At 68.7% G+C, this 26,864-nt stretch carries 21 protein-coding genes and 1 pseudogene; 14 read left to right on the plus strand and 8 right to left on the minus strand.

All coding sequences use genetic code 11. The features are described 5' to 3' along the window. Positions 1 to 4 precede the first annotated feature (4 nt). From AruCF_RS08470 to AruCF_RS08500, 7 genes are all read left to right on the plus strand, one after another. Complete coding sequence (locus AruCF_RS08470) at positions 5 to 1,009, plus strand: type II secretion system F family protein (protein WP_049073006.1); 1,005 nt, start codon at positions 5 to 7, stop codon at positions 1,007 to 1,009. Positions 1,010 to 1,020: 11 nt separating this feature from the next. Continuing rightward, entirely contained in the window at positions 1,021 to 1,902 is an 882-nt protein-coding gene (locus AruCF_RS08475) for a tetratricopeptide repeat protein (protein WP_144419113.1), read from the plus strand. Positions 1,903 to 1,917: 15 nt separating this feature from the next. Continuing rightward, positions 1,918 to 2,364 (plus strand): DUF3613 domain-containing protein, encoded by a 447-nt coding sequence (locus AruCF_RS08480; protein ID WP_049073008.1) that lies wholly within the window; start codon positions 1,918 to 1,920, stop codon positions 2,362 to 2,364. Positions 2,365 to 2,455: 91 nt separating this feature from the next. Beyond that, complete coding sequence (locus AruCF_RS08485) at positions 2,456 to 4,507, plus strand: pilus assembly protein TadG-related protein (protein WP_080977379.1); 2,052 nt, start codon at positions 2,456 to 2,458, stop codon at positions 4,505 to 4,507. 49 nt (positions 4,508 to 4,556) lie between these two features. Then, positions 4,557 to 5,963 carry a sigma 54-interacting transcriptional regulator gene (locus tag AruCF_RS08490; protein WP_049073010.1) on the plus strand — a complete coding sequence of 469 codons (1,407 nt, stop codon included), beginning with the start codon at positions 4,557 to 4,559 and terminating at the stop codon, positions 5,961 to 5,963. Between the two features lie 139 nt (positions 5,964 to 6,102). Further along, complete coding sequence (locus tag AruCF_RS08495) at positions 6,103 to 6,810, plus strand: DUF2968 domain-containing protein (RefSeq protein ID WP_049073011.1); 708 nt, start codon at positions 6,103 to 6,105, stop codon at positions 6,808 to 6,810. 191 nt (positions 6,811 to 7,001) lie between these two features. After that, entirely contained in the window at positions 7,002 to 7,460 is a 459-nt protein-coding gene (locus tag AruCF_RS08500; protein ID WP_049073012.1) for a DUF1178 family protein, read from the plus strand. A gap of 84 nt (positions 7,461 to 7,544) precedes the next feature. On the opposite strand, the gene efp is transcribed toward AruCF_RS08500, so the two are convergent. The 3 genes from efp to AruCF_RS08515 form a co-directional block, all read right to left on the minus strand. After that, positions 7,545 to 8,105: an elongation factor P gene (gene efp, locus AruCF_RS08505; RefSeq protein WP_006220534.1), complete on the minus strand. Its 561-nt coding sequence runs from the start codon at positions 8,103 to 8,105 to the stop codon at positions 7,545 to 7,547. A 212-nt stretch (positions 8,106 to 8,317) separates the two neighbouring features. After that, positions 8,318 to 9,433 (minus strand): elongation factor P maturation arginine rhamnosyltransferase EarP, encoded by a 1,116-nt coding sequence (gene earP / locus AruCF_RS08510; protein ID WP_049073013.1) that lies wholly within the window; start codon positions 9,431 to 9,433, stop codon positions 8,318 to 8,320. Between the two features lie 9 nt (positions 9,434 to 9,442). Further along, a complete protein-coding gene (locus tag AruCF_RS08515) occupies positions 9,443 to 10,645 on the minus strand; it encodes a DUF2863 family protein (RefSeq protein WP_049073014.1) in 1,203 nt (400 codons plus the stop codon). A gap of 248 nt (positions 10,646 to 10,893) precedes the next feature. Here AruCF_RS08515 and AruCF_RS08520 point away from each other — a divergent pair, with 248 nt between their 5' ends. Next, entirely contained in the window at positions 10,894 to 11,667 is a 774-nt protein-coding gene (locus tag AruCF_RS08520) for a DODA-type extradiol aromatic ring-opening family dioxygenase (protein ID WP_080977380.1), read from the plus strand. A 119-nt stretch (positions 11,668 to 11,786) separates the two neighbouring features. Further along, entirely contained in the window at positions 11,787 to 12,785 is a 999-nt protein-coding gene (locus AruCF_RS08525; protein ID WP_049073016.1) for an OmpA family protein, read from the plus strand. Positions 12,786 to 12,889: 104 nt separating this feature from the next. Here AruCF_RS08525 and acnA read toward each other — a convergent pair whose 3' ends face one another. Next, the gene (gene acnA / locus AruCF_RS08530) at positions 12,890 to 15,595 is read right to left on the minus strand and encodes an aconitate hydratase AcnA (protein ID WP_049073017.1); all 2,706 of its coding nucleotides are present in this window, start codon (positions 15,593 to 15,595) and stop codon (positions 12,890 to 12,892) included. Positions 15,596 to 15,900: 305 nt separating this feature from the next. Next, positions 15,901 to 16,830, minus strand: coding sequence for a LysR family transcriptional regulator (locus AruCF_RS08535; protein WP_049073018.1), 930 nt, complete (start codon positions 16,828 to 16,830; stop codon positions 15,901 to 15,903). Between the two features lie 117 nt (positions 16,831 to 16,947). On the opposite strand from AruCF_RS08535, the gene AruCF_RS08540 reads away from it, so the two are divergent. The 3 genes from AruCF_RS08540 to AruCF_RS08550 are packed head-to-tail and all read left to right on the plus strand — an operon-like array spanning position 16,948 to position 20,384. Continuing rightward, entirely contained in the window at positions 16,948 to 17,835 is an 888-nt protein-coding gene (locus tag AruCF_RS08540; protein WP_049077660.1) for an SDR family oxidoreductase, read from the plus strand. After that, positions 17,832 to 19,343, plus strand: coding sequence for an AMP-binding protein (locus AruCF_RS08545; RefSeq protein WP_235432760.1), 1,512 nt, complete (start codon positions 17,832 to 17,834; stop codon positions 19,341 to 19,343). The genes AruCF_RS08540 and AruCF_RS08545 overlap by 4 nt, the downstream gene beginning before the upstream one ends. A gap of 57 nt (positions 19,344 to 19,400) precedes the next feature. Further along, on the plus strand, positions 19,401 to 20,384 hold the full coding sequence (locus tag AruCF_RS08550) for a Bug family tripartite tricarboxylate transporter substrate binding protein (RefSeq protein WP_053085998.1): 984 nt from the start codon (positions 19,401 to 19,403) through the stop codon (positions 20,382 to 20,384). A 53-nt stretch (positions 20,385 to 20,437) separates the two neighbouring features. Here AruCF_RS08550 and AruCF_RS08555 read toward each other — a convergent pair whose 3' ends face one another. Then, positions 20,438 to 21,346 carry a LysR substrate-binding domain-containing protein gene (locus AruCF_RS08555; protein ID WP_049073019.1) on the minus strand — a complete coding sequence of 303 codons (909 nt, stop codon included), beginning with the start codon at positions 21,344 to 21,346 and terminating at the stop codon, positions 20,438 to 20,440. 118 nt (positions 21,347 to 21,464) lie between these two features. Here AruCF_RS08555 and AruCF_RS08560 point away from each other — a divergent pair, with 118 nt between their 5' ends. Both AruCF_RS08560 and AruCF_RS08565 read left to right on the plus strand, forming a co-directional pair. Continuing rightward, on the plus strand, positions 21,465 to 22,436 hold the full coding sequence (locus tag AruCF_RS08560; RefSeq protein WP_049073020.1) for a pirin family protein: 972 nt from the start codon (positions 21,465 to 21,467) through the stop codon (positions 22,434 to 22,436). 260 nt (positions 22,437 to 22,696) lie between these two features. Further along, positions 22,697 to 24,898, plus strand: a pseudogene (locus tag AruCF_RS08565) (TonB-dependent receptor). A gap of 206 nt (positions 24,899 to 25,104) precedes the next feature. Here the strand turns inward: AruCF_RS08565 and AruCF_RS08570 are convergent. Then, complete coding sequence (locus AruCF_RS08570) at positions 25,105 to 25,872, minus strand: SDR family oxidoreductase (protein ID WP_049073021.1); 768 nt, start codon at positions 25,870 to 25,872, stop codon at positions 25,105 to 25,107. Next, positions 25,869 to 26,864: an NAD(P)H-quinone oxidoreductase gene (locus tag AruCF_RS08575; RefSeq protein ID WP_049073022.1), complete on the minus strand. Its 996-nt coding sequence runs from the start codon at positions 26,862 to 26,864 to the stop codon at positions 25,869 to 25,871. Before AruCF_RS08575 ends, AruCF_RS08570 begins: the two co-directional genes overlap by 4 nt.

Consider the following 26,864-nt stretch of genomic DNA (forward strand, 5'->3'; position numbering starts at 1 on the left):
GCGCATGCAAGCGATCGAATCCTGGAATGTCTCGACGGTGCTGGCGGTGGCGCTGATGCTGGTCGCCGCCGCCATGCTGGTGGTGGGCCTGAGCATGACCCGGCGCCTGCGTGGGCAGGACCGCAGCCGCCAGGTGGTGGACCAGGCCCTGGCCACGCGCGAGGGGCGCGCCAAGGCGCAGGCCGCGGCCGCGCCGCCGGCCGAGGGCATGCAGGGACGCCTGGCCGCGGCCACGCGCGCCGCCGATTCGTTCGGCAAGCGCCTGAGCGAAGGCCGTTTCGCCGAGGCCCTGCTGGCGGGCGAGGACCGCAAGCTGGTCGACATGGCGGGCTACCAGAATCCGGCCACGGCGCGGCTGCGCTTCATCGTGGCGCGCTTCACCCTGGCGCTGCTGCTGCCGGCGGCGGCGGTGGCGCTGGACCTGGGACGCAAGGTCGGCGGTTCGTCGCTGGGCCTGTTCGTGGCGGCTTTTTTCGGTTTCGCCATCGGCTACATGCTGCCCAAGTGGTTCGTGCGCCGGCGCCTGTCGCGGCGCCGCAAGCAGGCCGCCAACGAACTGCCGCTGCTGATCGACCTGCTGCGCCTGCTGCAAGGGGTCGGCCTGTCGATCGACCAGAGCCTGCAGGTGCTGACCAAGGAATTCGACCAGGTGCTGCCGGTGCTGGCGTACGAGCTGCGGCTGGCGTCCGAGCTCTATGTGCGCGGCCGCACCCGCGAGCAATCGCTGGCGCGGCTGGCGGCCGGCTTCGACAACGACGACCTGTCGGCCATCTGCCGGCTGATCGCACAGGTCGACCAGCACGGCGGCGCGGTGCAGGAGCCGCTGAACCGCTTTGGCGAACGCCTGCGCGAGAAGCGCCGCCTGGAACTGAAGGAAAAAGTGGGCAAGACCACCGTCAAGATGACGGCGGTCATGATCGTGACCCTGTTGCCGGCGCTGTTGATCGTGACAGGCGGCGCGGGCTTCGTGGCGGTATTGCGCGGTTTGTCGCGCATGGGGGGCATGTGATGGCGGGCGGTATGGGAAATGCGCGGTGCGCGTGGCGTTGGACCCTGGTGGCGGCGGTGGCCGCGGGCGCCGGGACGTTGGCCGGGTGCCAGACCAACAACGCCGAGACCGCCTGGCAGCTGATCCAGCAACAGCAGCAGGAGCAGGCGTTGATGCGCCAGCGCGAGGACGAAGCCGAGAACCGGCGCAAGCCGACCGAGCCGGACATGATGCTGTCGATGATTGCCGAGTCGCAGCGGCAGGAGCGCTACTTCGCCTCGCTGGCCTATATCGAGGCATTCCAGCAGAAGTTCGGCAACGATCCGCGTATCGCGGTACTGCGCGCCGAGGCGCTGCGCCAGACGGGCCAGACCGCCTCCAGCGAGCAGGCCTACCGCGCCCTGATCGGCACCGCGCAAGCGGCCGATGGCTGGCACGGGCTGGGATTGATCGCCGGCTCGCGCGGCCAGTTCGACCAGGCCGCCGACTACTTCGCGCGCGCCGCCAAGCTGTCGCCGATGGACCCGCGCATCCTGGGCGACCTGGGCTATGCGCGCCTGCGCGCCGGCGATCCGGCCGGCGCGCGCGTGCCGCTGGGCCAGGCCGCCGAGCTGGCGCCGGAAAGCGCCAAGGTGCTGGCCAACCTGGCCCTGCTGCTGCTGGTCGAAGGCGAACCGGTGCGGGCCCAGAACGTGATGGACCGCGCCAAGCTCGGCGACGAGGCGCGCGGCCAGGTGCTGCGCCTGGCCACCGAGATCCGCAGCCAGGCCTCCGCCCCGGCGGTCACCTCGGCGAGCGCCGGGGCCACCGCGGCCGACGTGTCGAGCACCCGCGTGTCGCGGGGCGAGGGCATCGTGATGCCGGTCATGAGCCCCTTGATGGACAGACTGGGCAACGGCCCGATCATGCGCTAACCAGGAACCCCGACCATGTCTCGAACCGCTTCCTACGCTTCGCTTTCCCTGCTGCTGACCCTGGCCGGGGCCGCGCCCTGGGCCAGCCAGGCGCAATCGAATACGCCCCTGACCGGCGCCATGAGCGGGGGCGGCGTGGCCCAGGCCGCGCCGGTGCCCGCCACCGCGCCAGCGGCCGCGCCGGCCGCGCAGATGCCGGCGCGGCCAGTGGTTCAGCAGGTACAGACGCCCATGCCGCAGCCGGCGCCCCAGGCGGCCGCGCAGCCCGAGCAGGCCCGGGAGGAATTCGGCGACATCACGCGCGGCCTGCTGGCCGCCCAGGCCGACGGCCGCCGCGCGGGCGCGGCGCTGCCGGTGCTGGGCGCGGCATCCACCGCCGCCTGGAACCGCTACATCGACAGCTTCACCCGGCCGATCCCCGAATGGTTCGACAAGCGGGTGCAGACCAACAACACGAATTGATTGGGCAGGACCTGTCTCATCGAGTCACGGAGCCGCGATCATGCCAGCCACGCATTCCCGTTCTGCAATCTGCCCGCGGCAGCGAGGCAGCATGACGGTGGCCATCGTTTTCGCGGTCATCGTCGGCCTGGTGCTGCTGGGCGTGGCCCAGCTGGGCTATGCCTACTATATGAAGCGCGAGATGCAGAAGGCCACGGACCTGGCCGCGCTGTCGGCGGTGCAGGTGCTGGGGATGGGCGCGCCCGCCGATTGCGCCCGGGCCCAGGCCGCCGGACAGGCCGCGGTGCTGGCCAACGTGCCCAACATCCTGGACACCTTCGCCGCCGGCGACGTGACGGTCGAGTGCAAGCTCTGGGACACCTCGCGCCCCGACGCCAGCGGCATGTACCTGTTCGATCCGAGCAGCGGGCAGGTGCCGAACGCGCTGCGCATCACGCTCAACAAGACCCTGAGCAGCCTGCTGCCGGCGTTCATCGTGGGCGGCACGCCGGTGCAGACCATCTCCGTGGCGGCCAACACCCAGCCGGTGGCCGTGTTCACGGTCGGCTCGCGCCTGCTGCGTTTGCAGAAGGGCGGCCTGCTGTCGCAATTGCTGGCCACCGTCGGCGCCACGCCGGCGCAGCTGGACATTCTCGACGCCGCCGGCCTGGCGAGCGTCAACATCACGCCGTCCGGCCTGCTGGAAGCGTTGGGCCTGCCGGTGTCGGTGGCCACCGGCGTGGGCACGCCGGCGCAGCTGGCCGCGCTCAACAACCTGACGCTGGGCCAGCTGCTGCAGGCCACCCTGACGGTCATGAACAAGGCCGGCGACACCGCCGGCGCCAGCCTCGGGCTGCTGACCAACGCCATCAACGTGGTGCTGAACGTGATGCCGGTGAACCTGCCGGTCAAGCTGTTCGGCGACGGCGGCGTGCTCGACCTGAACGTGATCAGCGGCGACATCAATTCGGCGCTGCAGGCCAACATCAACGCGCTCAATGTGCTGGAAACCGCGCTGGTCATCGCCAACGGCCAGAACCTGGTGAACCTGGGCCTGAACGTGCCGCTGCTGGGCGTGCAATCGCAGGTGCGCATCGTCGAGCCGCCCTCCATCGGCGTGGGCGGCGTCGGCACGCAGGCCACCAGCGCCGGCATCCGCGTCTATCTGCGGGCCAACACCAGCAACATCCCGCTGGTCGGGCCGCTGCTGGCCAACACGCTGGGCACCAAGATCGACCTGCCCATCATCATCGACGTGGCGCAATCGACCGGCACCGTTTCCAAGCTGTGCCAGGCGCCGCTGACCGAGTCGCAGGCCACCATCGACGTGACTTCATCCGTCGCCAACATCTGCCTGGGACGCTTTCCCGGCATGTCGTCGGCCGTCGACAACGTGCAGGCCAATTTCCTGTCCATCACCAACAGTTGCCAGCCGAGTTCGTTCGCGGCGATCCAGCGCTACCAGGTGCTGAACGTGCTCGGCATCCTGCCGCTCACCAGCAAGGTCACGCTGCCGATTTTCAATTCGACCGCGCCCGTGTCGGTCACGCTGACCGAACCGCCGTCGCCCAATTCCACCGCCACCGTCAACGCCACCTCGATCAACCTGGGCGCGCTGGCCTCGAACCTGGCCGACGCCGTGGTCGGCGGCATCCTGGGCGACCTGATCGGCACCGGCACGCCGCTGACGCCGGAACAGCGCGCCTCGCTGGCCACCACCCTGGTCGGCGGCGGGGGCAGCAATCCCGGCAAGTCCATTTCGCAGGTGGTCAACGACATGCAGTGGTCCTCGACCGCGCTCAACCAGCTGGGCCAGCGCATGTCCACCGGCGGCCTGACCGGGGTGCTGGGCGGCACGCTGCAGCTGGTCGGCAACCTCCTCAATTCGCTGTTGCTGGCGCCGCTGAGCGACGTGACCTGTCTGCTGGCGATTACGCCGGACGCCATCCGCCAATGCCGCGTCAACGCGGTGTCCACGCTGGCGCTGAGCGGCGGCAATCAGGTGGGCGGCGTGCTGTCGATCGTGGTGACGCTGCTGCAGCCGCTGCTGGGCATGCTGTCGACCCTGCTGCAGCAGTTGCTGGACCTGCTTGGCCTGAGCGTCGGCCAAACCGATGTATCGCTGCTGTCGGTGGACTGCGGCAAGCCCCGTCTGGTGTATTGATGATGAAGCCCTTGATTCCTGTCCAACCCTGGCCGGCGCGGTGGTCGCCATGACCCAGAAATTCTCGCGCGAAGAATTCGACGTCTATGTCTGGGAGGGCACCTCCGACATCGCCAGCCGCGCCGAGCGCTGCCTGGCCGGCATGGACGTCTCGCTGGTGCGGGCCGATGCCGGCACCGCGTTCCCCCCGCCGCGCGATCCGTCGCGCCCGGCCGTGGCGCTGGTTTCGGTCTCGGTCATGGGCGACAACCGCTTCAGCGGCTATGACTGGCTGTCGGGGCAGGCCATGCCGGTGATCTGGGTGGCGGCCGAGGCGCGCGGCCGCGATCCGCGCTATTACCCGCCCGAATACTCCTACACACTGCCGCTGGCCTTCACCACGTCGGACCTGCGCAAGCTGTTGTTCGAATTGCTCGGCACGCTGGACCAGTTCAGCCGCGGCGCGCCGCGCCGCGAACAGCCGCTGATCGCGGTGTCCGAGCCGATGCGGGCGCTGCTGGCCGAGGCCGAGATGTTCGCCGACTGCCGCAGCAACGTGCTGATCCACGGCGAGACCGGCGTGGGCAAGGAACGCATCGCGCGCCTGCTGCACGACCGCGCCGCCTGGTCGGACGGGCCGTTCGTGGCGGTCAATTGCGGCGCCATCCCCGAGGGCCTGTTCGAAGCGCACTTCTTCGGCCATGCCAAGGGCGCCTTCACAGGAGCGGTGGGGGCGCACAAGGGCTACTTCGAGCAGGCCAGCGGCGGCACGTTGTTCCTGGATGAAATCGGCGACCTGCCGCTCTACCAGCAGGTCAAGCTGCTGCGGGTGCTGGAGCAGAGCGCGGTCACGCGGTTGGGCTCGACCGTCGAGGTGCCGGTCGATTTCCGCCTGGTCGCGGCCACCAACAAGGATCTGCGGGTGCTGGTGGGCCAGGACGAGTTCCGCGCCGACCTGTACTACCGGCTGGCGGTGATCGAGCTGCGCATTCCCAACCTGGAGCAGCGCGGCCCCGAGGAGAAGGCGGCGATCTTCCGCGCGCTGCTCGAACGGCTGGGCGCCGAGGGCGAGCCGCCGGGCTGGCTGGTCGAGCGGGTGGCGCGCACCCGCTATGCCGGCAACGTGCGCGAATTGTCCAACGTGGCCGAACGCGTGGCCATCGTGCGGCGCCAGTTCCAGGCCTGGGACCAGCCGCGCATCGAGCGCATTTTCGACCAGTTGGCCGAGCCGCTGCGGGCGCCAGGCGCGCTGGCCGCGGCCGGCGCCAGCAGCCAGTGTGAACCGCCAGTCTTCACCGACGCCGAGCGCGCCGAAAGGGCCCGTATCCTGGCGGCGCTGGACGTCAATGGCTGGCGCCGCCAGGACACCGCCAACACCCTGGGCATCAGCCGCAAGGTGCTGTGGGAAAAGATGCGCAAGCTGCACCTGGGCGGCGGCCAGGGCGAAACCGCCGATGGCATCGTGGAGGCCTCATGAGGCCTTCTGCCGTGGGCCCGGCGTGGCGCAATAGGGAATGGCCCTTAGCGCGCGACAGTATCGCGCTGTGCTATGTAAGCGCGTCAGCCGCGAGCGAAATAAATTGCTATAGTTCCGCAACGTTTTTTTTGGGGAAGGCATGAACGTCCACTTTATCCGTGCCGCCGCGCGCATGGCGCTGTTGGGTACGGCCCTGTCCGGCCTGGCGGCCTGCGCCAGCGCGCAATCCGAGCCCCCGCGCCCCACGGTGCAGCAGGTCGAGGACAAGCAGGCTGCCTCCACGCCGGTGACTCCGCCCGCGCCGGCGCCCGCCGCGCGCCCGTCGTCGACGGTGGCCGAGCTGCAGGGATTGATCCAGAACCGCCAGGTTTCCGAGCTGCGTACGAGCTACAACGGCACGTACGGCGCCAGCCTGCTGTTCAAGCCGGACGATCTGACCTACTACGTGGCCCTGTTCCAGCAGAAGGATTTCTGGCGGGTGCTCAAGACCAAGTCGGACAAGCAGGCCGAGGCCACCTACCGCGCCTTTGCGGCCCAGTCGGCCGACCTGGCCGAAGTGGACATCAAGCGCATCAAGCTGCAGGCCGAATACACCCACGCCGAGAAGCTGCTGGCCAGCCGCAGCGCTGAACTGAGCACGCTGCAGGCCGACCGCACCCTGCGCATGCAGCAGGAAGAGCAGGTCGCCGCGCGCCAGGAGCAGTCGCGCCAGGAAGCCACCGCGCTGGCCGACCAGCAGAAGGACGTGCGCCAGCAACTGCGCGACCTGCAACGCCAGATCGACGCCTTGCAGGCGCAGCAGGCGCAGATCGGCCAGGCGCCGGCCACGCCCAGGCGCGGCAAGTAAGCGCCTCGCACGCCAGCTAGCGGGCCCACGGGCCCGCTTTTCGTTGGGCGCGGGGCGGAAGCCGCCGCCGGTGTGTGGCGCGAATGCCGCCAAACCGCCCGGAATCGGCCGAAAACCCCGTTCGCGGCCCGGTATCCAGGAGTGCGCGCGCGCTTTCTTGTATTCTGGATGCCAGCCCCCATATTCCCACCATGGCTCTCAAAGTTTTCGACCTCCAGTGCGAGCACGGCCACATCTTCGAAGGCTGGTTCGGCTCGCACGAAGACTATGACGCGCAACAGGCGCGTGGACTGGTGTCGTGCCCGGTCTGCGGCTCGGCCAGCATCACCAAGCGCCTGTCGGCGCCGCGCCTGAACGTGGCGCACCTGCACGCGCCCGCGGTGCCGCCGGCGGCGCCGGCCGGCGCCACCGACGCCGAGAAGATGTCGGCGCTGCAGGCGGTGGTGATGCGCCAGGTGCGCGCGCTGCTGCGCAATACCGAAAACGTCGGCGCGCGCTTCGCCGAGGAAGCGCGCCGCATCCACGAGGGCGACGCCGACGACCGCCCCATCCGCGGCACCGCCACGCGCGAAGAGCGCGAGGCCCTGGCCGAGGATGGCATCGACGTCATGGCCGTGCCCGACTTTCTGGACGACGAGCGCCTGCAATAGCCGCGGCCGGCCTTGTCCGCCGCGCCAGGCAAAAAAAAGCGCCAGACCCCGAAGGGCTGGCGCTTTTTCGTACCTGCCGCCGGATCAGTTGTTGACGCGGCTGCGGTATTCGTTGGTGCGCGTGTCGATTTCGATCTTGTCGCCGATGGCGCAGAACAGCGGCACGTTCAGTTCGTAGCCGGTGTTGATCTTGGCGGGCTTGGTCACCTTGCCCGACGTGTCGCCGCGGACGGCCGGTTCAGTGTAGGTGATTTCGCGCACGATGGTCGTGGGCAGTTCCACCGAGATGGCGCGGCCGTCGTAGAAGACCACTTCCACGGGCATCGCTTCTTCCAGGTAGTTCAGCGCGTCGCCCATGCTTTCGGCTTCGATTTCGTACTGGTTGTACTCTTCGTCCATGAAGACGTACATCGGGTCGCCGAAGTAGGAGTACGTGCACTCCTTGCGATCCAGTTGCACGACTTCGAACTTTTCGTCGGCCTTGTAGACCGATTCGCTGGCCGAGGCGGTCAAGAGGTTCTTGAACTTCAGCTTGACGACGGCGGCGTTACGGCCGGACTTGTTGTATTCGGCCTTCTGGACCACGAGGGGATCCTTGCCGACCATGACCACGTTGCCGACTCGCAATTCCTGAGCGGTTTTCATCGATAAAACTCCGGGGGGAAAGGGTGCACTCGCCGTGCTTGCAGAAAGCCGCCGAAGGCGCCTGGCAACGGGCCGCAAGGCCCATCGACATCAGCCTGGAGATTCGCGCGGAACCCGTCAGAACGAGCCCGCGCATCTGGCTTCATGCACACCCCGGGAGGCGTCATAGTTGAGGCGCCGACAATCCAGGGCGACTCAGAAAACTCTCTATTCTAGCGTTTCTTGGCCAACTCTGCGCAAAAACCCGCCAGATTCTCCGCCAGGTCGGGCCGGGCGGCCTGCGCCGCGTCCCAGTCGCGGGCCGCCTGGTTCCAGGCCTGCCAGGGGCCGGGTTGCAGGGCCGCCACCAGCGCGGCCTCGGCGGCGGCGCCCGCATCCTCCTGATTCCAGGCGCGGATGAGATCCACGGCCGGTTCCGGGGCCGGATAGCGCGCCAGCCAGGCGTCGAGTTTTTCCAGGTGGATATTCTCGTCCTGGGGGTAGATCTGCCAGGCCAGCGGCCGCGCCGCCCATGCCGCGCGCACGAACGAGTCCTCGCCGCGCACGAAGTTCAGGTCGGCGCACCACAGGATGCGGTCGAAGTCGGGCTGGGCCACGAACGGCAGGCGCGCCACGGCCGGGCCGCCGGGCACGGCGCAGGCCGCTTCCAGCCGGGGGGCGACGCCTTCCGGCACCAGCAGCAGGGTGGCGCCAGGGGTCGCCGCCAGCGCGCGGGCCAGCGCGTCGACCGGGGCGCTCGGGTAGCAAAACAGGGACACCGTGCGGGCGCCGTTGCGGCGAAGCGACAGCAGGCTGTCCGCCACGCCCAGGCCGCGCAGGAATGCGTCCTGCGCGTCGCGATCCGCCTGGAAGGCGTCGCGTTCGGCCGACAGGCCGGTTTCGCGCAGCAGGCCGCCGGTGGCCGGCGTGAAGCCGGGGAAAAAGAAATGTTTGACCAGCCCGTCGGGCCGCTGCGACGGCAGGCCGTGGCAGCTTTCCACCCAGGCCTCGGCGCTCAGGTATTCCAGGTTGATCCAGACCGGGTGGCGCTGGCGCATGCTGGCCAGGAAGGCCTCGGGCGGATCGCAGGCGAAGGCCTCGATCACCACGTCGCGCGCGGCCAGCGCCGGATCGGGCGCGGCCGACCAGTGCACGATATCCACTTCCTGGCAGACCTGACGCGCGGCGCCGGCGTCGATGCCGGGCTGGATGCGCGCGAAGCTGGAAAGGTCGTCGACCCACAGGCGCACGTCCCAGCCATGGCCGTGCGCCAGCCGCCGCGCCAGGCGCCAGCAGACGCCGATGTCGCCGTAGTTGTCGACCACGCGGCAGAAGAGGTCCGCTTGCATCGACGCGGCTCAGTGGAACTTGGCGGGCGCGGCCTCGGCGTCCTCGGGCAGTTCGGCGTGCACCAGTTCGCCCAGCGGGTTGGGGAAGTAGGGCGCGCCGCAATCCTCGCAGTATTCCGGGGGCAGCACGCCGGGAATGCGGCGCACGTCGCTCACGCCGTATTCCTTGAGCAGCGCCGCGATCTCGTCGACCACGTCGGGCTGGCCCTCGTCGGCCGGCAGGTCTTCCTCGCGGCCGTACAGCGGCCAGACGCAGCCGTAGTAGACGTCGTTGCTGTTGCGCGCGGTGAAGCTGACGCGGTATTCGTCGATGCGGCTTTCGCCGCAGCCGGCCACCACGGCGCGCAGTTGCGAGGCTTCCAGGCTGACCGCGCCTTCGAGCCAGCTGATGGCGGCGCGCAGCGACAGCGGCCGCACGCGGCGGTCGGCCTCGCGGTTGCTGACGTAGTAGGCGTCGGGCAGCAGGGCTTCGAAGCCGCAGCCCGGCAGCAGGCCGGCCAGCGTCGGCTGGGCCTGCGCGGCCCATTGCGCCAGGCAGGCGTCGCGGCTGGCCTCGGCTTCGCCGATCTGCTCCTGCCAGCGGAACACGGGCGCGAACTCGGGCACCGCCACGGCCGCCACGATATAGCGCGTGTCGGCCAGCATGTTGGCGGTTTCGGCCTCGGTGTTCAGCGCCGGCTTGGTGGTCTCGGCGCCCAGCGCCTGCGTGCCCAGCCGTTGCAGCCATTGCCAGGTTTCCGAGAACGTGCGCGGCATCTGGTCGACGCTGACCAGGTAGGGCATCAGCGCGCTGCGGGCCTGGCTCGACAGCACATGGCCATGCAGCTGCGCCAGCAGCGCCTGCTGGGCGGCGGCCGGGACCGGGCCGGTGGGAATCGCGTAGCGGGTCCAGGCGACCACGGGCGCGACGATCAGCAGGACGTCGTGGCGCACGCCGTTCTTGTCGATCTTCATCGACTCGGACAGCGTCTCGGCCTGTTCGATCAGGATTTCGTACGCGCCCACGTCGCCCTGGGCGAGATGGTCCAGCGCGGCTTCCAGCGGGGCATCCTGGCCTGCCTTAAGCAGTTTCGGAATCGCTTCGCCAAGCTGATTCTCCCAGTACACGTCTTCGACACGGCTGCCCGAGCGGTTGAGCGATTGGGCAAGCGTGATGAGGCGGGTGGCGTCGCGGGTCAAGCGGGGAGCGGATTGGCTGCGGGATCGGGCCATGACTTCGGAGGGCGTCCAGTAAGTGTGTAACGACGTAGTTTAACGCCCGCCACGGCGCTGGTCGCCGTGGCGCCCTGGCGCCCGCGAATCGGGCGGAGCAAGGGCGTGCAGCGCGGCCAGGCGGAGCCTCCGCATTGGCCGGGGATTGGTGCTGTTCTGGCAACAGATCGTGCCTGTTTAGGGGATTTATTGCTGATTGGATTCGATCGACAATGGACCCATCATCAAGCTTTCCTGGAGTCATCGCCATGCGCTGGCCTACGCTTTTCGTTTCCCACGGTTCCCCCATGCTGGCCGTCGAACCCGGTTCCACCGGCCCCGCGCTGGCCGCCTGGAGCCAATCCCTGGGCCGCAAACCGCGCGCCATTTTGGTGGTGTCGCCGCACTGGATGGGCCACGGCCTGGCCCTGTCCACCCGTGACCAGCAGGTGGCCTGGCACGACTTCGGCGGCTTCCCGCCCGAGCTCTACACGCTGCAATACGCCGCGCCCGGCTCGCCCGAGCTGGCCGCGCGCACGCAGGCCCTGCTGGCCGAGGCCGGCATTGCCGCCGACCGCGATCCGCGCCGCCCGCTGGACCACGGCGCCTGGGTGCCGCTGCGCTATCTCTATCCCGAGGTCGACGTGCCGGTGGTGCAACTGTCGCTGGACATGGGCCGCGACGCCGCCGGCCAGCTGGAACTGGGCCGCGCCCTGGCGCCGCTGCGCGACGAGGACGTGCTGATCATCGGCTCGGGGTCGCTGACGCACAACCTGCGCGACGTGCGCATGCCGCAGGACGCGCCGCCGGCGCCTTACGTGCCGGCGTTCCAGGCGTGGTATGCCGAACACCTGGCCGCCAACGACGTGCCGGCGCTGCTCGATTGGCAGGCGCGCGCGCCGGGCGCGGCGCGGGCCCATCCGCACGACGACCACCTGATGCCGCTCTACGTGGCGCTGGGCGCGGGCGGCGGCCAGGCCACTCGCCTGACGGACGAGATCTCGTACGGCGCGCTGGCGATGGACGCCTATGCGTTCAACTGAGGCCTGTTGACGCCGCTTACCGCCGTCAACGTTTGGTTACCCCATGCGGTTCCAACCGCCGCTGCGTCTATGCATAATGGCTGCCGCCCGCATCGCGGGCGTTTCCTTGTTCTGGACGCATGCCGGCGCCGCCGGTCGGGAGTGTAGAGATCGTGAATGCGCATATCGTGAAATCCGCGAGTCTGGCCATCGTCGCCGCCACGCTGGCGGCGGCTTCGTCCGCCTGGGCCGAAGACGTCAAGGGTTCCCGCGACCATCCCGCCCTGACGCGTTTCGAGGGCGCCGAGATCCGTGCCTACGAATTCAAGGACTACGACGAAGCCGTGATGCCCAACCAGCCCATCACCCGCGAAAGCGAGGCCAAGGGCATGACGCTGGAAGGCAAGCTGACGCGCATCGCCTATCGCATCGATGGCAAGAAGTCGGCGCTGGAGGTCTATCGCAACTACCAGGGCGCGCTGCAGGCCGGCGGCTTCAAGACCCTGTTCGAATGCAAGGGCGACGAGCAGTGCGGCGGCGACTTCCAGTCGTTCGTCCTGAACAGCGGCAAGGTCAGCCAGCCGGGGCAGGGCGACGCGGCGTTCGGCGGCAAGTACTACGCGGTGCTGGCCAAGAAAGAGGCGCCCACCGGCGACATCTACGTGTTCCTGGACGTGATGGACGACACCTCCAACAACATCACGCCGGTGTTCCAGCAGGTGATCGAGACCAAGCCCATGCAGACCGGGCAGGTCAAGGTGCTGGACATGGCCGCCATGCAGAAATCGCTGGCCGAATCCGGTCGGGTCGCGGTCTACGGCGTCTACTTCGATACCGACAAGGCCGAGGTCAAGCCCGAGTCCAAGGCCGCGCTCGACGAGATGGGCAAGCTGCTCAACGCCAACCCGAAGCTGAAGGTCTACGTGGTCGGCCACACCGACAACCAGGGCACGCTGGCCGGCAACCTGGACCTGTCGCAAAAGCGCGCCGACGCCGTGGTCAAGGCGCTGGAGTCGGACTACAAGATTCCGGCCGCGCGCCTGTCGGCGCGGGGCGTGGCGTCGCTGGCGCCGGTGGCGGCCAACGACGCCGAGGCCGGCCGCGCCAAGAACCGCCGGGTCGAACTGGTCGCGCAATGATGCGGTGAGCCTGCCACGCGCCGCGATGGCAGGCGGCGCGCGGCCCTGAAAAAAAGCCCCTGGAACTTCGCGGTTCCAGGGGCTTTGCCTTTGCGGCCCGCGCGTTACGCGGCCAGCAGCTGGCGCAGCACGAAGGGCAGGATGCCGCCGTGCTGGTAGTAGTCGACCTCGATCGGGGTGTCGATGCGCAGCAGCAGCGTCACGTCCTGCTTCGAACCATCCTTGCGGGTGATCGTCAGCGTCACGTCCTGCATCGGCTTGATGCCGTTTTCCAGACCCGAGATGTCGTAGGTTTCCTCGCCGGTGATGCCCAGCGACTGCACGCTGTCGTTGCCCTTGAACTGCAGCGGCAGCACGCCCATGCCCACCAGGTTGCTGCGGTGGATGCGCTCGAAGCTGCGCGTGATGACGGCCTTGACGCCCAGCAGTTGGGTGCCCTTGGCGGCCCAGTCGCGCGACGAGCCGGTGCCGTACTCTTCGCCGCCGAACACCACGGTGGGCGTGCCGGCCGCCACGTACTTCATGGCCGCGTCGTAGATCGACATCTGTTCGCCGGTGGGCTGGAACAGGGTTTCGCCGCCTTCGAAGCGGCTGCCGTCCGGGCGCGCCGGGATCATCAGGTTCTTGATGCGCACGTTGGCGAAGGTGCCGCGCATCATGATTTCATGGTTGCCGCGGCGCGAGCCGTAGCTGTTGAAATCGGCCTTCATCACGCCGTGTTCCTTGAGCCACTTGCCCGCGGGCGAGGTTTCCTTGATGGAGCCGGCCGGCGAGATGTGGTCGGTGGTGACCGAGTCGCCGAACACGCCCAGCGCGCGGGCGTTCTTGACGGTCGGCATCGCGCCCGGCGTCATGCCGAAGCCTTCGAAGAACGGCGGCTCGGCGATGTAGGTGGAGTCGGGCCAGTTGTAGGTCTCGCCCGTGACGCCCTTGATGTTCTCCCACAGCTTGCCGGGGTTGCTCTTGACCTGGCCGTAGTTGGCCTCGAAGGCCTTCGGGTCCAGCGCGTACTTGAGCAGCGCCTCGACTTCCTCGGTGGTCGGCCAGATGTCGCCCAGCCAGATGTCGCCGTTCTTGCCGCGGCCGACCGGTTCAGTCATCAGGTCGCGCGTCACGGTGCCGGCCAGGGCGTAGGCCACCACCAGCGGCGGCGAGGCCAGGAAGTTGGCCTTGATGTTCGGGTGGATGCGCGCCTCGAAGTTGCGGTTGCCGGACAGCACCGCCGAGCACACCAGGTCATTGCTGGTGATGACCTCGTTCAGGTCGGGCGTCAGGTCGCCGGCGTTGCCGATGCAGGTGGTGCAGCCGTAGGCGGCCACGTCGAAGCCCAGCTTCTCCAGGTAGGGCAGCAGGCCGGTCTTGGTCAGGTATTCGGTGACCACGCGCGATCCGGGGGCCAGCGAGGTCTTGATGTGCTTGGGCACCTTCAGGCCGGCTTCGACGGCCTTCTTGGCCAGCAGGCCCGCCGCCAGCAGCACGCTGGGGTTGGAGGTGTTGGTGCAGGAAGTGATGGCGGCGATCAGGATGTCGCCGTTCTTGACCTTGGTGCCGGTGCTGGTGGTGAAGGTCTGCTGCAGCTTCTCGGCCGGCTGGTTGAAGCCGTTCTCGGCGACCGGCTTGGAGAACAGGTCGATGAAGGTGCTCTTGACGTTGCCGATCTCGATGCGGTCCTGGGGGCGCTTGGGGCCGGCCAGCGACGGCGCCACGGTGGACAGGTCCAGCGTCAGCAGCTTGGTGTAGTTGATGTCCTGGGCGGCGGGCACGCCGAACATGTTCTGGGCCTTGAAGTAGGCTTCGAACGCGGCGATTTCGTCTTCGGTGCGGCCGGTGCCGCGGAAGTAATCGATGGTGCGGCCGTCGACCGGGAAGAAGCCCATGGTGGCGCCATACTCGGGCGCCATGTTGCCGATGGTGGCGCGTTCGGCCACGGACAGGCTGGCCGTGCCCTCGCCACAGAACTCGACGAACTTGCCGACCACTTTTTCACGGCGCAGCATTTCGGTGATGGTCAGCACCAGGTCGGTGGCGGTGACGCCGCCGCGCAGCTTGCCCTTGAGTTCCACGCCGACCACGTCGGGCGTCAGGAAGTACACCGGCTGACCCAGCATGCCGGCCTCGGCCTCGATGCCGCCCACGCCCCAGCCGACCACGCCGATGCCGTTGATCATGGTGGTGTGGCTGTCGGTGCCCACCAGCGAATCGGGGTAGTAGATATTGTTCTTCTTGTCCTGGTGCACGCCGCGCGCCAGGTATTCCAGGTTGACCTGGTGGACGATGCCGAAGCCCGGGGGCACCACGCCGAAGGTGTCAAAGGCCTGCATGCCCCACTTCATGAACTGGTAGCGCTCCTGGTTGCGCTTGAATTCCAGCTTCATGTTCAGGTCCAGCGCATTCTTGGTGCCGAAGTAGTCGATCATGACCGAGTGGTCCACCACCAGGTCCACCGGCACCAGCGGCTCGATGCTCTTGGGGCTCTTGCCCATCTTGTCGGCCACCGAGCGCATGGCGGCGATGTCCGCCAGCAAAGGCACGCCGGTGAAGTCCTGCAGCACCACGCGCGCCACCACGAACGGGATTTCATCCTCGCGCTTGGCGTTGGCCTGCCAGTTGGCGAGCTGGCGCACGTGTTCCTCGGTCACCTTCTTGCCATCGCAATTGCGCAGCACGGATTCCAGCACGATGCGGATGGAGACCGGCAGCCGCTGCACATCCACGCCCAGCGCCTTGCCCAGCGCCGGCAGCGAATAGTACTGACAGGACTTGTTGCCGATCTTGAAATTCTTGAGTGTGTCGAGGGTGTTGTGCGGCATGATGGACTCCGTGGTTTTGCCCGCGTAAAGCCGGCATTTTCAGGCGTTTCGGCGCGTTTGTCATTCCGGGCGACAGCGGCGCGGGTTCGGTCTGTGTCTTATATCTTATATAAGACTTGAGGGGCGCGTCAAAGTTCCCGCCCGCGCCGGCCTGCGGGTTGCGCGGCGGTCGCGCAAACCCCTACTGTGCGGCAGCCGCGTCGTCCCTGCAAGTCCCCTTTTTTTAACAAAGAAGTCCTACAAGCGCATGGCGGCGGGAGGCCGGGCCGTCGTCCCGGCGGTGGCGCCGGGCGGCAGGCCCCTGCTCAGGCCAGGAAAGTGCGCAGCAGGGGTTCTAGTTCCCGCTTCAGGAAGTCGACCAGGGCGCGCTGGGCGCTCGAGGGATAGGGGGTTGGCGAGGTCAGGATATAGAGCTTGTCGCCGGGGCCTTCGGCCTGGTAGCCAGGCAGCACCGGCAGCAGGCGTCCGGCCTCCAGGTCGGGACGCACGATGTAGGCCGGCAACAGCGCCACGCCGGCGCCTTCGCGGGCGGCCTGGGCCAGGAACGGGAAATACTCGGATTGCAGGCGAGTGGGCAGCTTGACTTCGTGCGGCTGCCCCTTGCCGCGCAGGCGCAGCGTGGCCTGGGGGCGGGGGCCGGGCGGCCCGAGGAAATCGAAGCGCCCCAGGTCGCGGGGATGGGCCGGCATGCCCATGCGCGCCAGGTACTCGGGCGCGGCGCACAGGTGCCACTTGATGCGGCCGAGTTCGCGCGCCACGTAGTCTTGCGGCGGCACCGAGATGGCTCGCAGCGCCACGTCGATCTCCGAGGAAATCAGGTCGCTGACGCGGTTCGAGAACAGCACCCGCAGGCTCAGGCTGGGATGCTCCAGGGCGAAGCGCACCAGCAGCGGCCGCAGCATGTCCAGTTCGCCCAGGCCGGTGGGCAGGCTCAGCCGCACGTGGCCGGTGGGTTCGGCGCCCAGCTTCTGCAGGGCATGGCGCGCCGATTCCACTTCGCGCGCCATGCGGGCGCCATGGTCGTACAGGACGCTGCCCTCGTGGGTCAGTTCCAGCCGCCGGGTGGTGCGGCGGATCAACTGCGCGCCGAAGGCCCGCTCCAGCTTTTGCAGGTTGCGGCTCACATGCGAGCGCGTCACGCCCTGGCGCAGCGCTGCTTCGCTCAGGGTGCCGGCTTCGACGATCGTCACGAACAGCTGGATCAGGTTCAGGTCGAGCGCGGGCGGCGTGATCATGGGCAGCCTTCATTGTTGCCTGTGAGGAAACAGAGTTTACCCATCCTGAAGGATTGTCGCGGCAAAGGTTCGTGGATATTCTGAAAAAACCAAGGAGACACCCCCATGCGGCAAACCATGTTCCGCGCCGACCTGTTCCAGGGCCAGCGCATCCTGATCACCGGCGGCGGCACCGGCCTGGGCTATGCCATGGCCCGCCAACTGGCGGCGCTGGGCGCCACCGTGCATCTGTGCGGACGCCGCCTGGCGGTGCTGGAGCAGGCCGCGCAGGCCCTGCGGGGCGAGGCCGGCGGCCAGGTCCACGTCCATCCGGTCGACATCCGCGACGCCGGCGCGGTGGACGCGATGGTGGCGCGCATCTGGGACCAGCATGGCGGGCTGGATGCGCTGGTGAACAATGCCGCCGGCAATTTCATCAGCCCCACCGAAAAACTGTCCGAACGGGGCTTCAATGCCATCGCCGACACGGTCTTCCGTGGCACGTTCTACATGACCCAGGCCGTGGGCAAGCGCTGGATCGGCAGCGGCGCGTCCGGGGCGGTGGTGTCCATCGTCGTGACCTGGGTCTGGACCGGCTCGCCGTTCGTGGTGCCGTCCGCCATGTCCAAGGCTGGCATCGACGCCATGACCAAATCGCTGGCCGTCGAATGGGGCCGGCACGGCATCCGCCTGAATGCCATTGCGCCGGGGGTCATCCCGACCGAGGGCGCGTCGGCGCGGCTGCGGCCCAACGACAGCGGCACCGACGCGCTGGTCAAGCAGAATCCGATGCGGCGGCTCGGGCAGGGCCAGGATATCGGCGAACTGGCCGCGTTCCTGCTGGCGCCGGGCAACGATTGGATCAACGGCCAGACCATCGCCCTGGACGGTGGCGACTACCTGGCCAATGGCGCGTACTTCAAGCAGTATTTCGATTGGTCGGACGACGATTGGGCCGCCGCGCGCGCCGCCATCGAGGCGCGCACCGCCGCCGACAAGGCGCAACGCTCGGCGGGCCAGGCATGAGCGCACCCGTCACGCAAGGGCCCGGACGCATCATCGCCGGCGACTGCCAGTTGGACCGCGCGGCCCTGATCCGTCGCGGCGAGCAGGTCGCGGCGGGCCTGGTGGCCATGGGGATCGGGGAGGGCGACGTGGTGGCGGTGCTGCTGCGCAACGGCATGCCCTACCTGGAGATCATCCAGGCCTGCAAGCGCCTGGGCTGCTATTACTGCCCGATCAACTGGCACTACACGCCCGACGAGGTTGCCTACCTGGTGCGCGACAGCGGCGCGCGCCTGCTGATCGCCGAGGAAGACCTGTGGCAGGCCGCCAGGACGGCGCTGCCGGCGGACCTGGCGTCGCGTCGCGTGGGCGCGGCCGCCGTGTCCGATGACTACGCCAGCTGGCGCGAGGCGCAGGCGCCCTACGAGGGCCCGGTGGTGGCGCCGCGCGGCCACATGGCCTATACGTCCGGCACCACCGGCCGGCCGAAGGGCGTGGTGCGCGCGCCGTTTCCGCTGGACCAGCTGGCGCAGCGGCTGGCGGCGGTCGAGGCGGTGGTGGAGCAGGCCTACGGCTTGCGACCCGGCTGCCGCGCATTGCTGCCCGCGCCGGTCTACCACAGCGCGCCCAGCGTGTTCGCCCAGGTGGCGCTGCGCGTCTGCGAGACCCTGGTGCTGGCGCCGCGGTTCGATCCGCTGGAGGTGTTGCGCCTGATCGAGCGCCATCGCATCGACACGGTCTATCTGGTGCCCATCATGTACGTGCGCCTGCTCAAGCTGGATCCGGCCCAGCGCGCCGCCTTCGACCTGTCGTCGCTGCGCTTCGTGGCCTCGACCGGCGCCCCGTGCGCGCCGGCGCTCAAGCGCGCCATGATCGATTGGCTGGGGCCGGTGATCCACGAGACTTATGCGTCCAGCGAGGCCGGCATGGTGACGGTCATCGATTCGCGCGAAGCGCTGGCCCGGCCAGGCAGCGCCGGCCGGCCGATCGGCGGCGCGCAGATACGGATCTACGGCGACGACGGCGCGCTCTGCGCGCCCGGCCAGATCGGCCGCATCCATGTGCGCCAGCCGGCCTACGCCGACTTCACCTATCGCAACGACCCGGAAGCGCGCAGCCGCATCGAACGCGATGGATTGATCGGCCTGGGCGACCTGGGCTATCTGGACGACGACGGCTACCTGTTCGTGTGCGACCGCGAATCGGACATGGTGATCTCGGGCGGCGTGAACATCTATCCCGCGGAAATCGAACACCACCTGACGCAGTACCCGGGTGTGGCCGATTGCGCGGTGTTCGGCGTGCCCGACGACGAGTTCGGCGAGCGCCTGCTGGCGCTGGTGCAGCCGGCGGCGGATGCCACGCTGGCGCCGGAGGATGTGCTGCGCTGGCTGTCCACAAGGGTCGCGCGCTACAAGGTGCCGCGTGAATTGCGCTTGCAGCGGACCCTGCCGCGCGATGACAACGGCAAGATCGCCAAGCGCCGGCTGCGCGACGCGTTCTGGGCAGAGCGGGACAGGAAGGTCTAGGACTACCGAGGCGGCGGGCATCCCGGACCGTACGCCATCACTACAGGGGAGACAAGCATGTTCAAGAGAAATCTCGGGTTCGGCCGCGCCGCGGCCGCGCTGCTGTTGTGCATGGCGGGCGCCTGGCCCGCCCAGGCGGCGTTTCCGGAACGGCCGGTCAAGCTGGTCGTGCCGTATACGCCGGGCGGGGCGGCCGACCTGTTGTCGCGCGTGCTGGCCGAAAGGCTGTCGCAGGAACTGGCGCAGCCAGTGGTGGTGGAGAACAAGCCGGGCGCCAACACGATGATCGCGGCCACGCAGGTGGCGCGGGCCCAGCCCGATGGCTACACGCTGTTCCTGGCCAGCAATGCCAGCATGGTGCTCAACCCCATGCTCTATCGCAAGGTCTCGTACGACGCGCAGCGTGACTTCCGGGTGCTGTCGGTGGTTGCGGAATTGCCGCTGGTGGTGGTCGCCAACAACAGCGTGCCGGCCTCGACGCTGGCGCAATTCGTCGACTACGCCCGCGCCCGCCCGGGCAAGTTGAACTATGCCTCCGTGGGCATCGGCAATCCGTTGCAACTGGCGACCGAATTGCTGAAGTCGCGCACCGGCATCGACGTGGCGCACATTCCCTACAACGGCAGCGCGCCGGCCTTGAGTTCGCTGATGGCCAACGATACCCAACTGATGGTCGATGTCATCAGCACCTCGCTGCCGCTGGTGCGCGAACACAAGATCAAGGCCCTGGCCGTGACCGGCGCCGAGCGCCTGCCGGTGCTGCCCGACGTGCCCACCGTGGCCGAAAGCGGGTTTGCGGGCTTTCGCGCCGCGACGTGGTTCGGCGTGGCCGTGCCGCGCGACACGCCCGGGGCCGAGGCGGACAGGCTGCGCGAGGCCGTGGCCGCGGTGATGCGCCAGGCGGATTTCCGCGACCGCTTCCAGGCCCAAGGCCTGGTGATCCAGGCGCCGCGCGGCCAGGCCGAGGTCGACGCCTACGTGGCCGAGGACCGTGAGCGTTGGAAGGGCGTGATCCAGGCCAACGCTATCCGCCTGGACTGAGCGCCGCGTCGCGTGCTCCCGGCGAATCCTATCCGCCTGGACCGGGCGGCGCGTCAGGCCAGCAAGGCCGGCATTTCCGCCGCCGCGAAATCCAGGAAACGCCGCAGGGCCAGCGGCGCGCCGCGCCGGGCGGGAATGACCGCGTAGATGCGCGCCGGGGCGGCGCGCCAGGCGGGCAGCAGCTGCGCCAGGTCGCCCCTGGCCAGGGAACCGGCGCACAGATAGTGGGGCAGCAGCGCCACGCCCAGGCCGGCGCGCGCCATCTCGCGCAGCGCCGCCAGGTTGGTGCTGAGGCAGCGGGGGCGGAATTCGATCGACTCGGCGTCACCCGCGGGGCCGGTGAAATGCCAGCTTTGCGGGCTGTCCTGGGTGGCATGGGCCAGCAGCGGCAGCGCGCTCAGTTCGCGCGGATGGCGCGGCGCGGCGCGGGCCATCTCCGGGGCCGCCACCAGGATCAGCGGCACCGGCGCCAGTTCGCGCGCCACCAGCCTCGAATCCGTGAGCGAGGCGCCCTGGGCGCGGAAGGCCAGGTCGTAGCCTTCGCCCACCAGGTCGATGATCTGGTCGCGGGTGTCCAGCAATACCCGCACGCCCGGGTGCTTCAGGCAGAAACGCGACACCAATTCGCCAAGCAGGGTCACGGCCAGGGCGGAGGGCGCCGTCATGCGCAGCAGGCCGCTGGGCGTGTCGCCCATCGCCGCCGCCAGGTCGAAAGCGCTGCGGGCCTCGCGCGCCATCGCCAGCGCATGCACGTAGATCTGCTCGCCCATGGGCGTGAGCGAGACGCGGCGGGTGTTGCGTTGCAGCAACCGCAGGCCCAGCCGCGTCTCCAGTTCGGCCACGCGCCGGCTGAGTTTGGAACGCTGCATATTGAGCACGCGGGCGGCGGCGGAGAAACCGCCTTTTTCCACCACTTCGGTGAAAAGCAGCAGGTCGTCGAGATGATGGATATAGGAGTGCATGGGCCAGGTTGGGGAATTGTCCTGTGTGGCAGGACAATTATTCCTGAAATTGGCATCTACTGTGTCGGACGCGGAACCCATAAGCTCTGCGCCACCCAAAAATCCAGGCAGCAGCTCCTTGACCATCCGCCTCAGCCCTCCCGTGGCCCGAAGCTTCGAACCGGAGGGCGACATCTGTTCGTACCGGCACTTCCGGCATACCGATTTCCCGCAAGGCATGTCGCCGCTGGTCCTGGTGGACCACTTCGTCATGACCGGACCGGCGGTCGCGCCGCATCCCCACGCCGGCATGTCGACGGTCACGCTGCTGCTGGAGGACACGCTGGGCGGCCTGCGCATCCGCGACAGCCTGGACAACGAGCATGAGGCCCGGGCGGGCGACCTGCACTGGACGGTGGCGGGTCGGGGGGTAGTGCACGGCCATCAACTGGTGGACGCGGCGCGGCTCAATGGCCTGCGGTTGTACGTCAATCTGCCCGAGCGGCTGAAGTCGCTGCCGCCGTCGGCGACGCTGGTGAAGGCCTGGGAAATGCCGGTGCTGCAGAGCGATGCCGGCCGTGTGCGGGTGGTCGCCGGCCGCTACGAGGGCTGGGCCGCGCCTTTGGAAACGCCCGAACCGCTGTTGATCCTGGATGGCTGGCTGCGCCCGGGGGCGTCGCGCTTGGTGCCATTGCCGGCCGGGTGGAACGCCTGGCTGTATGCCGTGCGGGGGGAGTTGGGCGTGCGCGCCCGGCACGACACCAAGCCGGCGCGCCCGCCGCTGACGCCGCCGCCGCCGATGCCGGTGGCGCGTTTTCGCGCGGGAGCGCGCGCGCCAGCGGCCGCCAGGCGCGCCATCGATCCCGACTTCGCCATCCTGCAGCCGGGCGCGGCGCTGACGGCCATGGCGGATCGGGAAGGGCTGCTGCAGTTGCTCGCGGCCGGCGCGCCAGTGCATTTCATCCTGGTGGCCGGGCCCGCCATTGATGAGCCGGTGATCCAGCGTGGTCCCTTCATCATGACCGATACGCGCGCGCTGGCGCAGGCCGTAGCGGCCTACGAAGCGGGGCAGTTCGGCCGCTTGCGCGGCGAAACCGTGCCGCCAGGCTGACAGCCACTCGTCAGGAGCGGGGCGGGATGTTGTCTGACGACAACAGAATGGGTTTCTATATAAGGGACGCAATGATAATGATTCCTCTTTATATAGAATCGAGTCCGCACGATCTCAATACCCCTTGGCGAACGGGCTCGACCACACCGGCCAGTCCGGCTTCGCCGCAATTCGAGCGGCAAGCCGTCACCCGCGCGTGACCCCTCGGGATTTTGCGATTCCCTGCTTCTCGCGAAGCATCCGCCTACCGACCTCCCGATATGAAAATCCGAACGCTCGCCTATGTGGTTGCGGCCCTGCCGTACACCGCGCTGGTCCACGCCCAATCCGCCGCTCCCGCCACCGACGCTTCCGTCGTTTCGATGGAAGCGATCAAGGTCGAGGCCAGCGCCGACGCCTCGGCCGGCGGCCTGGCCCAGCCCTACGCGGGCGGCCAGGTGGCCCGCGGCGGCCGCGTCGGCGTGCTGGGCACGCAGGACATCATGAGCACGCCGTTCAGCATCACCAGCTATACCAACGAGCTGATCCAGGACAAGCAGGCGCGCAGCGTCGGCGACGTGCTACAGAACGATCCGGGCGTGCGCGTGGCGCGCGGCTTCGGCAATTTCCAGGAGTCGTACTTCATCCGCGGCTTCATCCTCAGTTCGGATGACGTGGCCTACAACGGCCTGTACAGCCTGCTGCCGCGCCAGTACATCGCCACGGAACTGTTCGAGCGCGTCGAAGTGCTGCGCGGCGCGTCGACCTTCCTGACGGGCGCCTCGCCCGGCGGCGACGGCATTGGCGGCACGGTCAACCTGGTGCCCAAGCGCGCCCCGAACGATCCGCTCACGCGTTTCACCACCGGCATCTCCAGCGGCGGCCAGTTCTCGGTCTCCACCGACATCGCGCGCCGCTTCGGCCCTGGCGACAGCACCGGCATCCGCCTGAACGTGGCCAACCGCAGCGGCGACACCGCCATCGACGACGAGCACTCGCGCACCAGCCTGGTGTCGCTGGGCCTGGACTGGCGCTCGGCCGACACGCGGTTGTCCGCGGATATCGGCTGGCAGGAGAACAAGCTCAAGCGCGCGCGTCCGAACGTGACGCTGCGCGGCGTGACCAGCGTGCCGGACGCGCCGGACGCCAGCTCCAACTATGCCCAGCCCTGGTCATACTCGAACGAGCGCGACGTGTTCGGCACCGTGCGCGCCGAGCATGACTTCAGCGATAAGCTGACCGGCTGGGCCGCCTTCGGCATGCGCCGCAGCGACGAAGCCAACTCGCTCGCCAACGTCACCGTCACCAACGGCAGCACCGGCGACGGCAACTTCTACCGCTTCGACAATACCCGCAAGGACAGTGTCAACACCGGCGAACTGGGCCTGCGCGCCAAGGTGCGCACCGGTCCGGTCGGCCACGAGTTCGTCGCGTCCGCGTCTTTCTTCGATCTCAAGAAGAAGAACGCGTATGTCATGGACTACCTGAACACGTTCTCCACGAATATCTACGATCCGGTCAGCTACGACCGCCCGGCCTACAGTTCCAAGGCGCTGTTCGGCAACGACCTGGACGATCCGGCGCTGCAGGGGCGCACCCGCATGAGCAGCTATGCGCTGGGCGACACGATGTCGTTCCTGGACGACAAGGTGCTGCTGACGCTGGGCATCCGCCACCAGCGCCTGTCGTCGCGCAGCTACGCCTACAACACCGGCACGGAAAACGGCGCCTATGACGCCAGCCGCAATTCGCCCGCCGCCGGCATCGTCTTCAAGGTGACGCCAAGCGTGTCGCTGTACGCCAACTACATCGAAGCCCTGGTGGCTGGCGATACGGCGCCGCAGACGGCCAACGGCAAGCCCGTGCCCAACGGCGGCGAGAGCCTGCAGCCTTACGTTTCCAAGCAAAAGGAAATCGGCGTCAAGTACGACGGTGGCGGCCTGGGCGCGGGCCTGGCGCTGTTCTCCACCGACAAGCCGCGCGCGGCCTACGACGCGTCCAATCGGTTCACCGCCTCCGGCAAGGACCGCCACCAGGGCATCGAGCTGACCGTGTTCGGCGAGCCGATCGACCGCGTGCGCGTGCTGGGCGGCCTGACCTTCCTGGACGCCAAGCAGCGTTCCACCGGCAATACCGCCATCGACGGCAACCGCGTCATCGGCGTGCCGCGCTTCCAGGCCAACCTGGGCGCGGAATGGGACATCCCCGGCGTGCAGGGCCTGGCCGTGGACGGCCGCGTGGTCTACACCGGCGCCTCCTACGCGGATGACGCCAACACCCTCAAGGTGCCCGGCTGAACCCGCTTCGACGCCGGCCTGCGCTACATGATGGACGTGGACGGCCACGTGGTGACGCTGCGCGCCCGCGTCGAGAACATCGCCAACCGCAACTACTGGGCCTCGGTGGGCGGCTACCCGGGCAACGGTTACCTGGTGCTGGGCGGCCCGCGCACCTTCTCGCTGAGCGCCAGCATGGACTTCTGATCACGATGCCCGCCCGCTGCCGGGCGGGCATCGCGATCGCCGCAAACGACGACGCCCCGCCGGGCTTTCCGGCGGGGCGTCGTCGTTTGCGGCGCCGGGTATGCGATGCGCGCCTGTCCGCCTACCCGCGCGGCGTTCGCGCGGGTTCGCACGAAGTCCGCCGCGCCGCGGCTCGCCCGCCAGGATGCGGGCTGGCCGTGCCACGGTCAGGTCATCAACCAGCCGCCCGCCACGTCCAGCACCTGCCCGGTCACGAACCGCGCCTGGTCCGAGGCGAAGAACAGGCAGGCGTCGGCCACTTCCTCGGGCGTGCCGAGCCGGCGCAGCGCGGTGACCTCGGCCACGGCGTCGTTGATCTCCTTGGGCACGCTTTTCAGCAGCGGCGTGCTGATGCGCCCCGGCGCCAGGCCATTGACGGTGACATCGTGCTCGCCCAGTTCCGCGGCCCAGTGGCGCGTCAGCCCCAGCAGCGCCGCCTTGGTGGCGGCGTAGTGCGCGGCGACGATGTCGCAATAGGCTTTGCCCGCCACCGACGACATGTTGATCACGCGCCCCTGGCGCTGGCGCACCATGTGCGGCGTGGCCAGGTGGGTCATGTAGAACACGCTGTTCAGGTTGACCGCCACCACCTTGTCCCATTCGCCCGGCGTCATCTCCCACACCTTCAGCGCGCGGCCGTCGGTCTTGGGCGAGATGCCGACGTTGTTGACCAGGATGGTGGCGGGGCCGAGGTCGCGGGTGATGCGGTCATACGCAGCCTGGCACTGGTCGAAGTGCGAGACGTCGGCGTGCACGAAGGTCACGGCATGGCCGCGCTTTTTCAGTTCCTTCTCGTAGGCCTGGCCGCCCTGCGAATTGAAGTCGATCAGCCCGACCTTGCCGCCTTCGGCCAGGAAGCCCTCGACGATGGCCGAACCGATGCCGCCGACCGCGCCGGTGACGATGATGACCTGATCCTGGAAGCGCGCGCTCATGCCCGCACCTTCAACATGATCTTGCCGATGTGCCGGCTGCTTTCCATCAGCGCGTGGGCCTGGGCCGCCTCCTCCAGCGGGAACACCTGGTGGATCAGCGGCAGGCAGCGCCCCTGTTCCATCAGCGGCAGCACCTTGTCGGCCAGCGCCTGGGCGATGGCGCCCTTGTCGTCGTCGGAACGCGGCCGCAGGGTGGAGCCGGTGAACGACAGCCGGCGGGTCATGATGGGCAGGGCGTCGATCTCGGCCTTGCTGCCTTCCAGGAAGGCGATCTGCACCAGCCGGCCATTCACCGCCAGCAGGCGGATGTTCTTGTTGATGTAGGCGCCGCCAACCATGTCCAGGATCACGTCCACGCCCTGGCCGCCGGTGGCCTGGCGGATGTCGGCCTCGAAGTCGGTGTCGCGGTAGATCAGCGCGTGCTGCGCGCCGGCCTTCAGGCAGGCCTCGGCCTTCTCCTGGTTGCCCACCGTGGTCCAGACCTCGGCGCCGAAGGCGCGAGCCAGTTGGATCGCGGTCAGGCCGATGCCGCTGGAGCCGCCGTGCACCAGGAACTTCTCGCCAGCCGCGAGGCGGGCGCGTTCGAACACGTTGGTCCAGACGGTGAAGTAGTTCTCCGGGATGGCGGCGGCGGACAGCAGGTCCAGGCCGCGCGGCACCGGCAGGCAGTGACGCTCGTCGGCCAGGCAGTACTGCGCGTAGCCGCCGCCGGGCGTCAGCGCGCAGACCCGGTCGCCGACCTGCCAGCGCGTGGCGTCGGGACCGACGGCGACGATGGTGCCGGCGACCTCCAGTCCCAGGTAGGGCGAGGCGCCGGGCGGCGGCGGATACGAGCCCGAGCGTTGCAGCACGTCGGGGCGGTTGACGCCGGCGTAGGCCACCTCGATCAGCACCTGGCGGCCGGCGGGCGCGGCCATCTCGCGTTCGGCCAGGCGCAGGCAATCGGGCGCGCCGCCGGTGCCGTGGTCGATGAATGTGCAGCGTAGAGACAT

The organism is Achromobacter ruhlandii (assembly GCF_002082135.1).
Lineage (GTDB): Bacteria > Pseudomonadota > Gammaproteobacteria > Burkholderiales > Burkholderiaceae_B > Achromobacter > Achromobacter ruhlandii.

What these genes read in the sequence shown, in the direction of transcription:
- AruCF_RS08470 (WP_049073006.1), top strand. Translation starts at nt 5, where the DNA reads ATGCAAGCGATCGAATCCTGGAATGTCTCGACGGTGCTGGCGGTGGCG.
- AruCF_RS08475 (WP_144419113.1), top strand. Translation starts at nt 1,021, where the DNA reads ATGGGAAATGCGCGGTGCGCGTGGCGTTGGACCCTGGTGGCGGCGGTG.
- AruCF_RS08480 (WP_049073008.1), top strand. Translation starts at nt 1,918, where the DNA reads ATGTCTCGAACCGCTTCCTACGCTTCGCTTTCCCTGCTGCTGACCCTG.
- AruCF_RS08485 (WP_080977379.1), top strand. Translation starts at nt 2,456, where the DNA reads ATGACGGTGGCCATCGTTTTCGCGGTCATCGTCGGCCTGGTGCTGCTG.
- AruCF_RS08490 (WP_049073010.1), top strand. Translation starts at nt 4,557, where the DNA reads ATGACCCAGAAATTCTCGCGCGAAGAATTCGACGTCTATGTCTGGGAG.
- AruCF_RS08495 (WP_049073011.1), top strand. Translation starts at nt 6,103, where the DNA reads ATGAACGTCCACTTTATCCGTGCCGCCGCGCGCATGGCGCTGTTGGGT.
- AruCF_RS08500 (WP_049073012.1), top strand. Translation starts at nt 7,002, where the DNA reads ATGGCTCTCAAAGTTTTCGACCTCCAGTGCGAGCACGGCCACATCTTC.
- efp (WP_006220534.1), bottom strand. Translation starts at nt 8,105, where the DNA reads ATGAAAACCGCTCAGGAATTGCGAGTCGGCAACGTGGTCATGGTCGGC.
- earP (WP_049073013.1), bottom strand. Translation starts at nt 9,433, where the DNA reads ATGCAAGCGGACCTCTTCTGCCGCGTGGTCGACAACTACGGCGACATC.
- AruCF_RS08515 (WP_049073014.1), bottom strand. Translation starts at nt 10,645, where the DNA reads ATGGCCCGATCCCGCAGCCAATCCGCTCCCCGCTTGACCCGCGACGCC.
- AruCF_RS08520 (WP_080977380.1), top strand. Translation starts at nt 10,894, where the DNA reads ATGCGCTGGCCTACGCTTTTCGTTTCCCACGGTTCCCCCATGCTGGCC.
- AruCF_RS08525 (WP_049073016.1), top strand. Translation starts at nt 11,787, where the DNA reads ATGCCGGCGCCGCCGGTCGGGAGTGTAGAGATCGTGAATGCGCATATC.
- acnA (WP_049073017.1), bottom strand. Translation starts at nt 15,595, where the DNA reads ATGCCGCACAACACCCTCGACACACTCAAGAATTTCAAGATCGGCAAC.
- AruCF_RS08535 (WP_049073018.1), bottom strand. Translation starts at nt 16,830, where the DNA reads ATGATCACGCCGCCCGCGCTCGACCTGAACCTGATCCAGCTGTTCGTG.
- AruCF_RS08540 (WP_049077660.1), top strand. Translation starts at nt 16,948, where the DNA reads ATGTTCCGCGCCGACCTGTTCCAGGGCCAGCGCATCCTGATCACCGGC.
- AruCF_RS08545 (WP_235432760.1), top strand. Translation starts at nt 17,832, where the DNA reads ATGAGCGCACCCGTCACGCAAGGGCCCGGACGCATCATCGCCGGCGAC.
- AruCF_RS08550 (WP_053085998.1), top strand. Translation starts at nt 19,401, where the DNA reads ATGTTCAAGAGAAATCTCGGGTTCGGCCGCGCCGCGGCCGCGCTGCTG.
- AruCF_RS08555 (WP_049073019.1), bottom strand. Translation starts at nt 21,346, where the DNA reads ATGCACTCCTATATCCATCATCTCGACGACCTGCTGCTTTTCACCGAA.
- AruCF_RS08570 (WP_049073021.1), bottom strand. Translation starts at nt 25,872, where the DNA reads ATGAGCGCGCGCTTCCAGGATCAGGTCATCATCGTCACCGGCGCGGTC.
- AruCF_RS08575 (WP_049073022.1), bottom strand. Translation starts at nt 26,864, where the DNA reads ATGTCTCTACGCTGCACATTCATCGACCACGGCACCGGCGGCGCGCCC.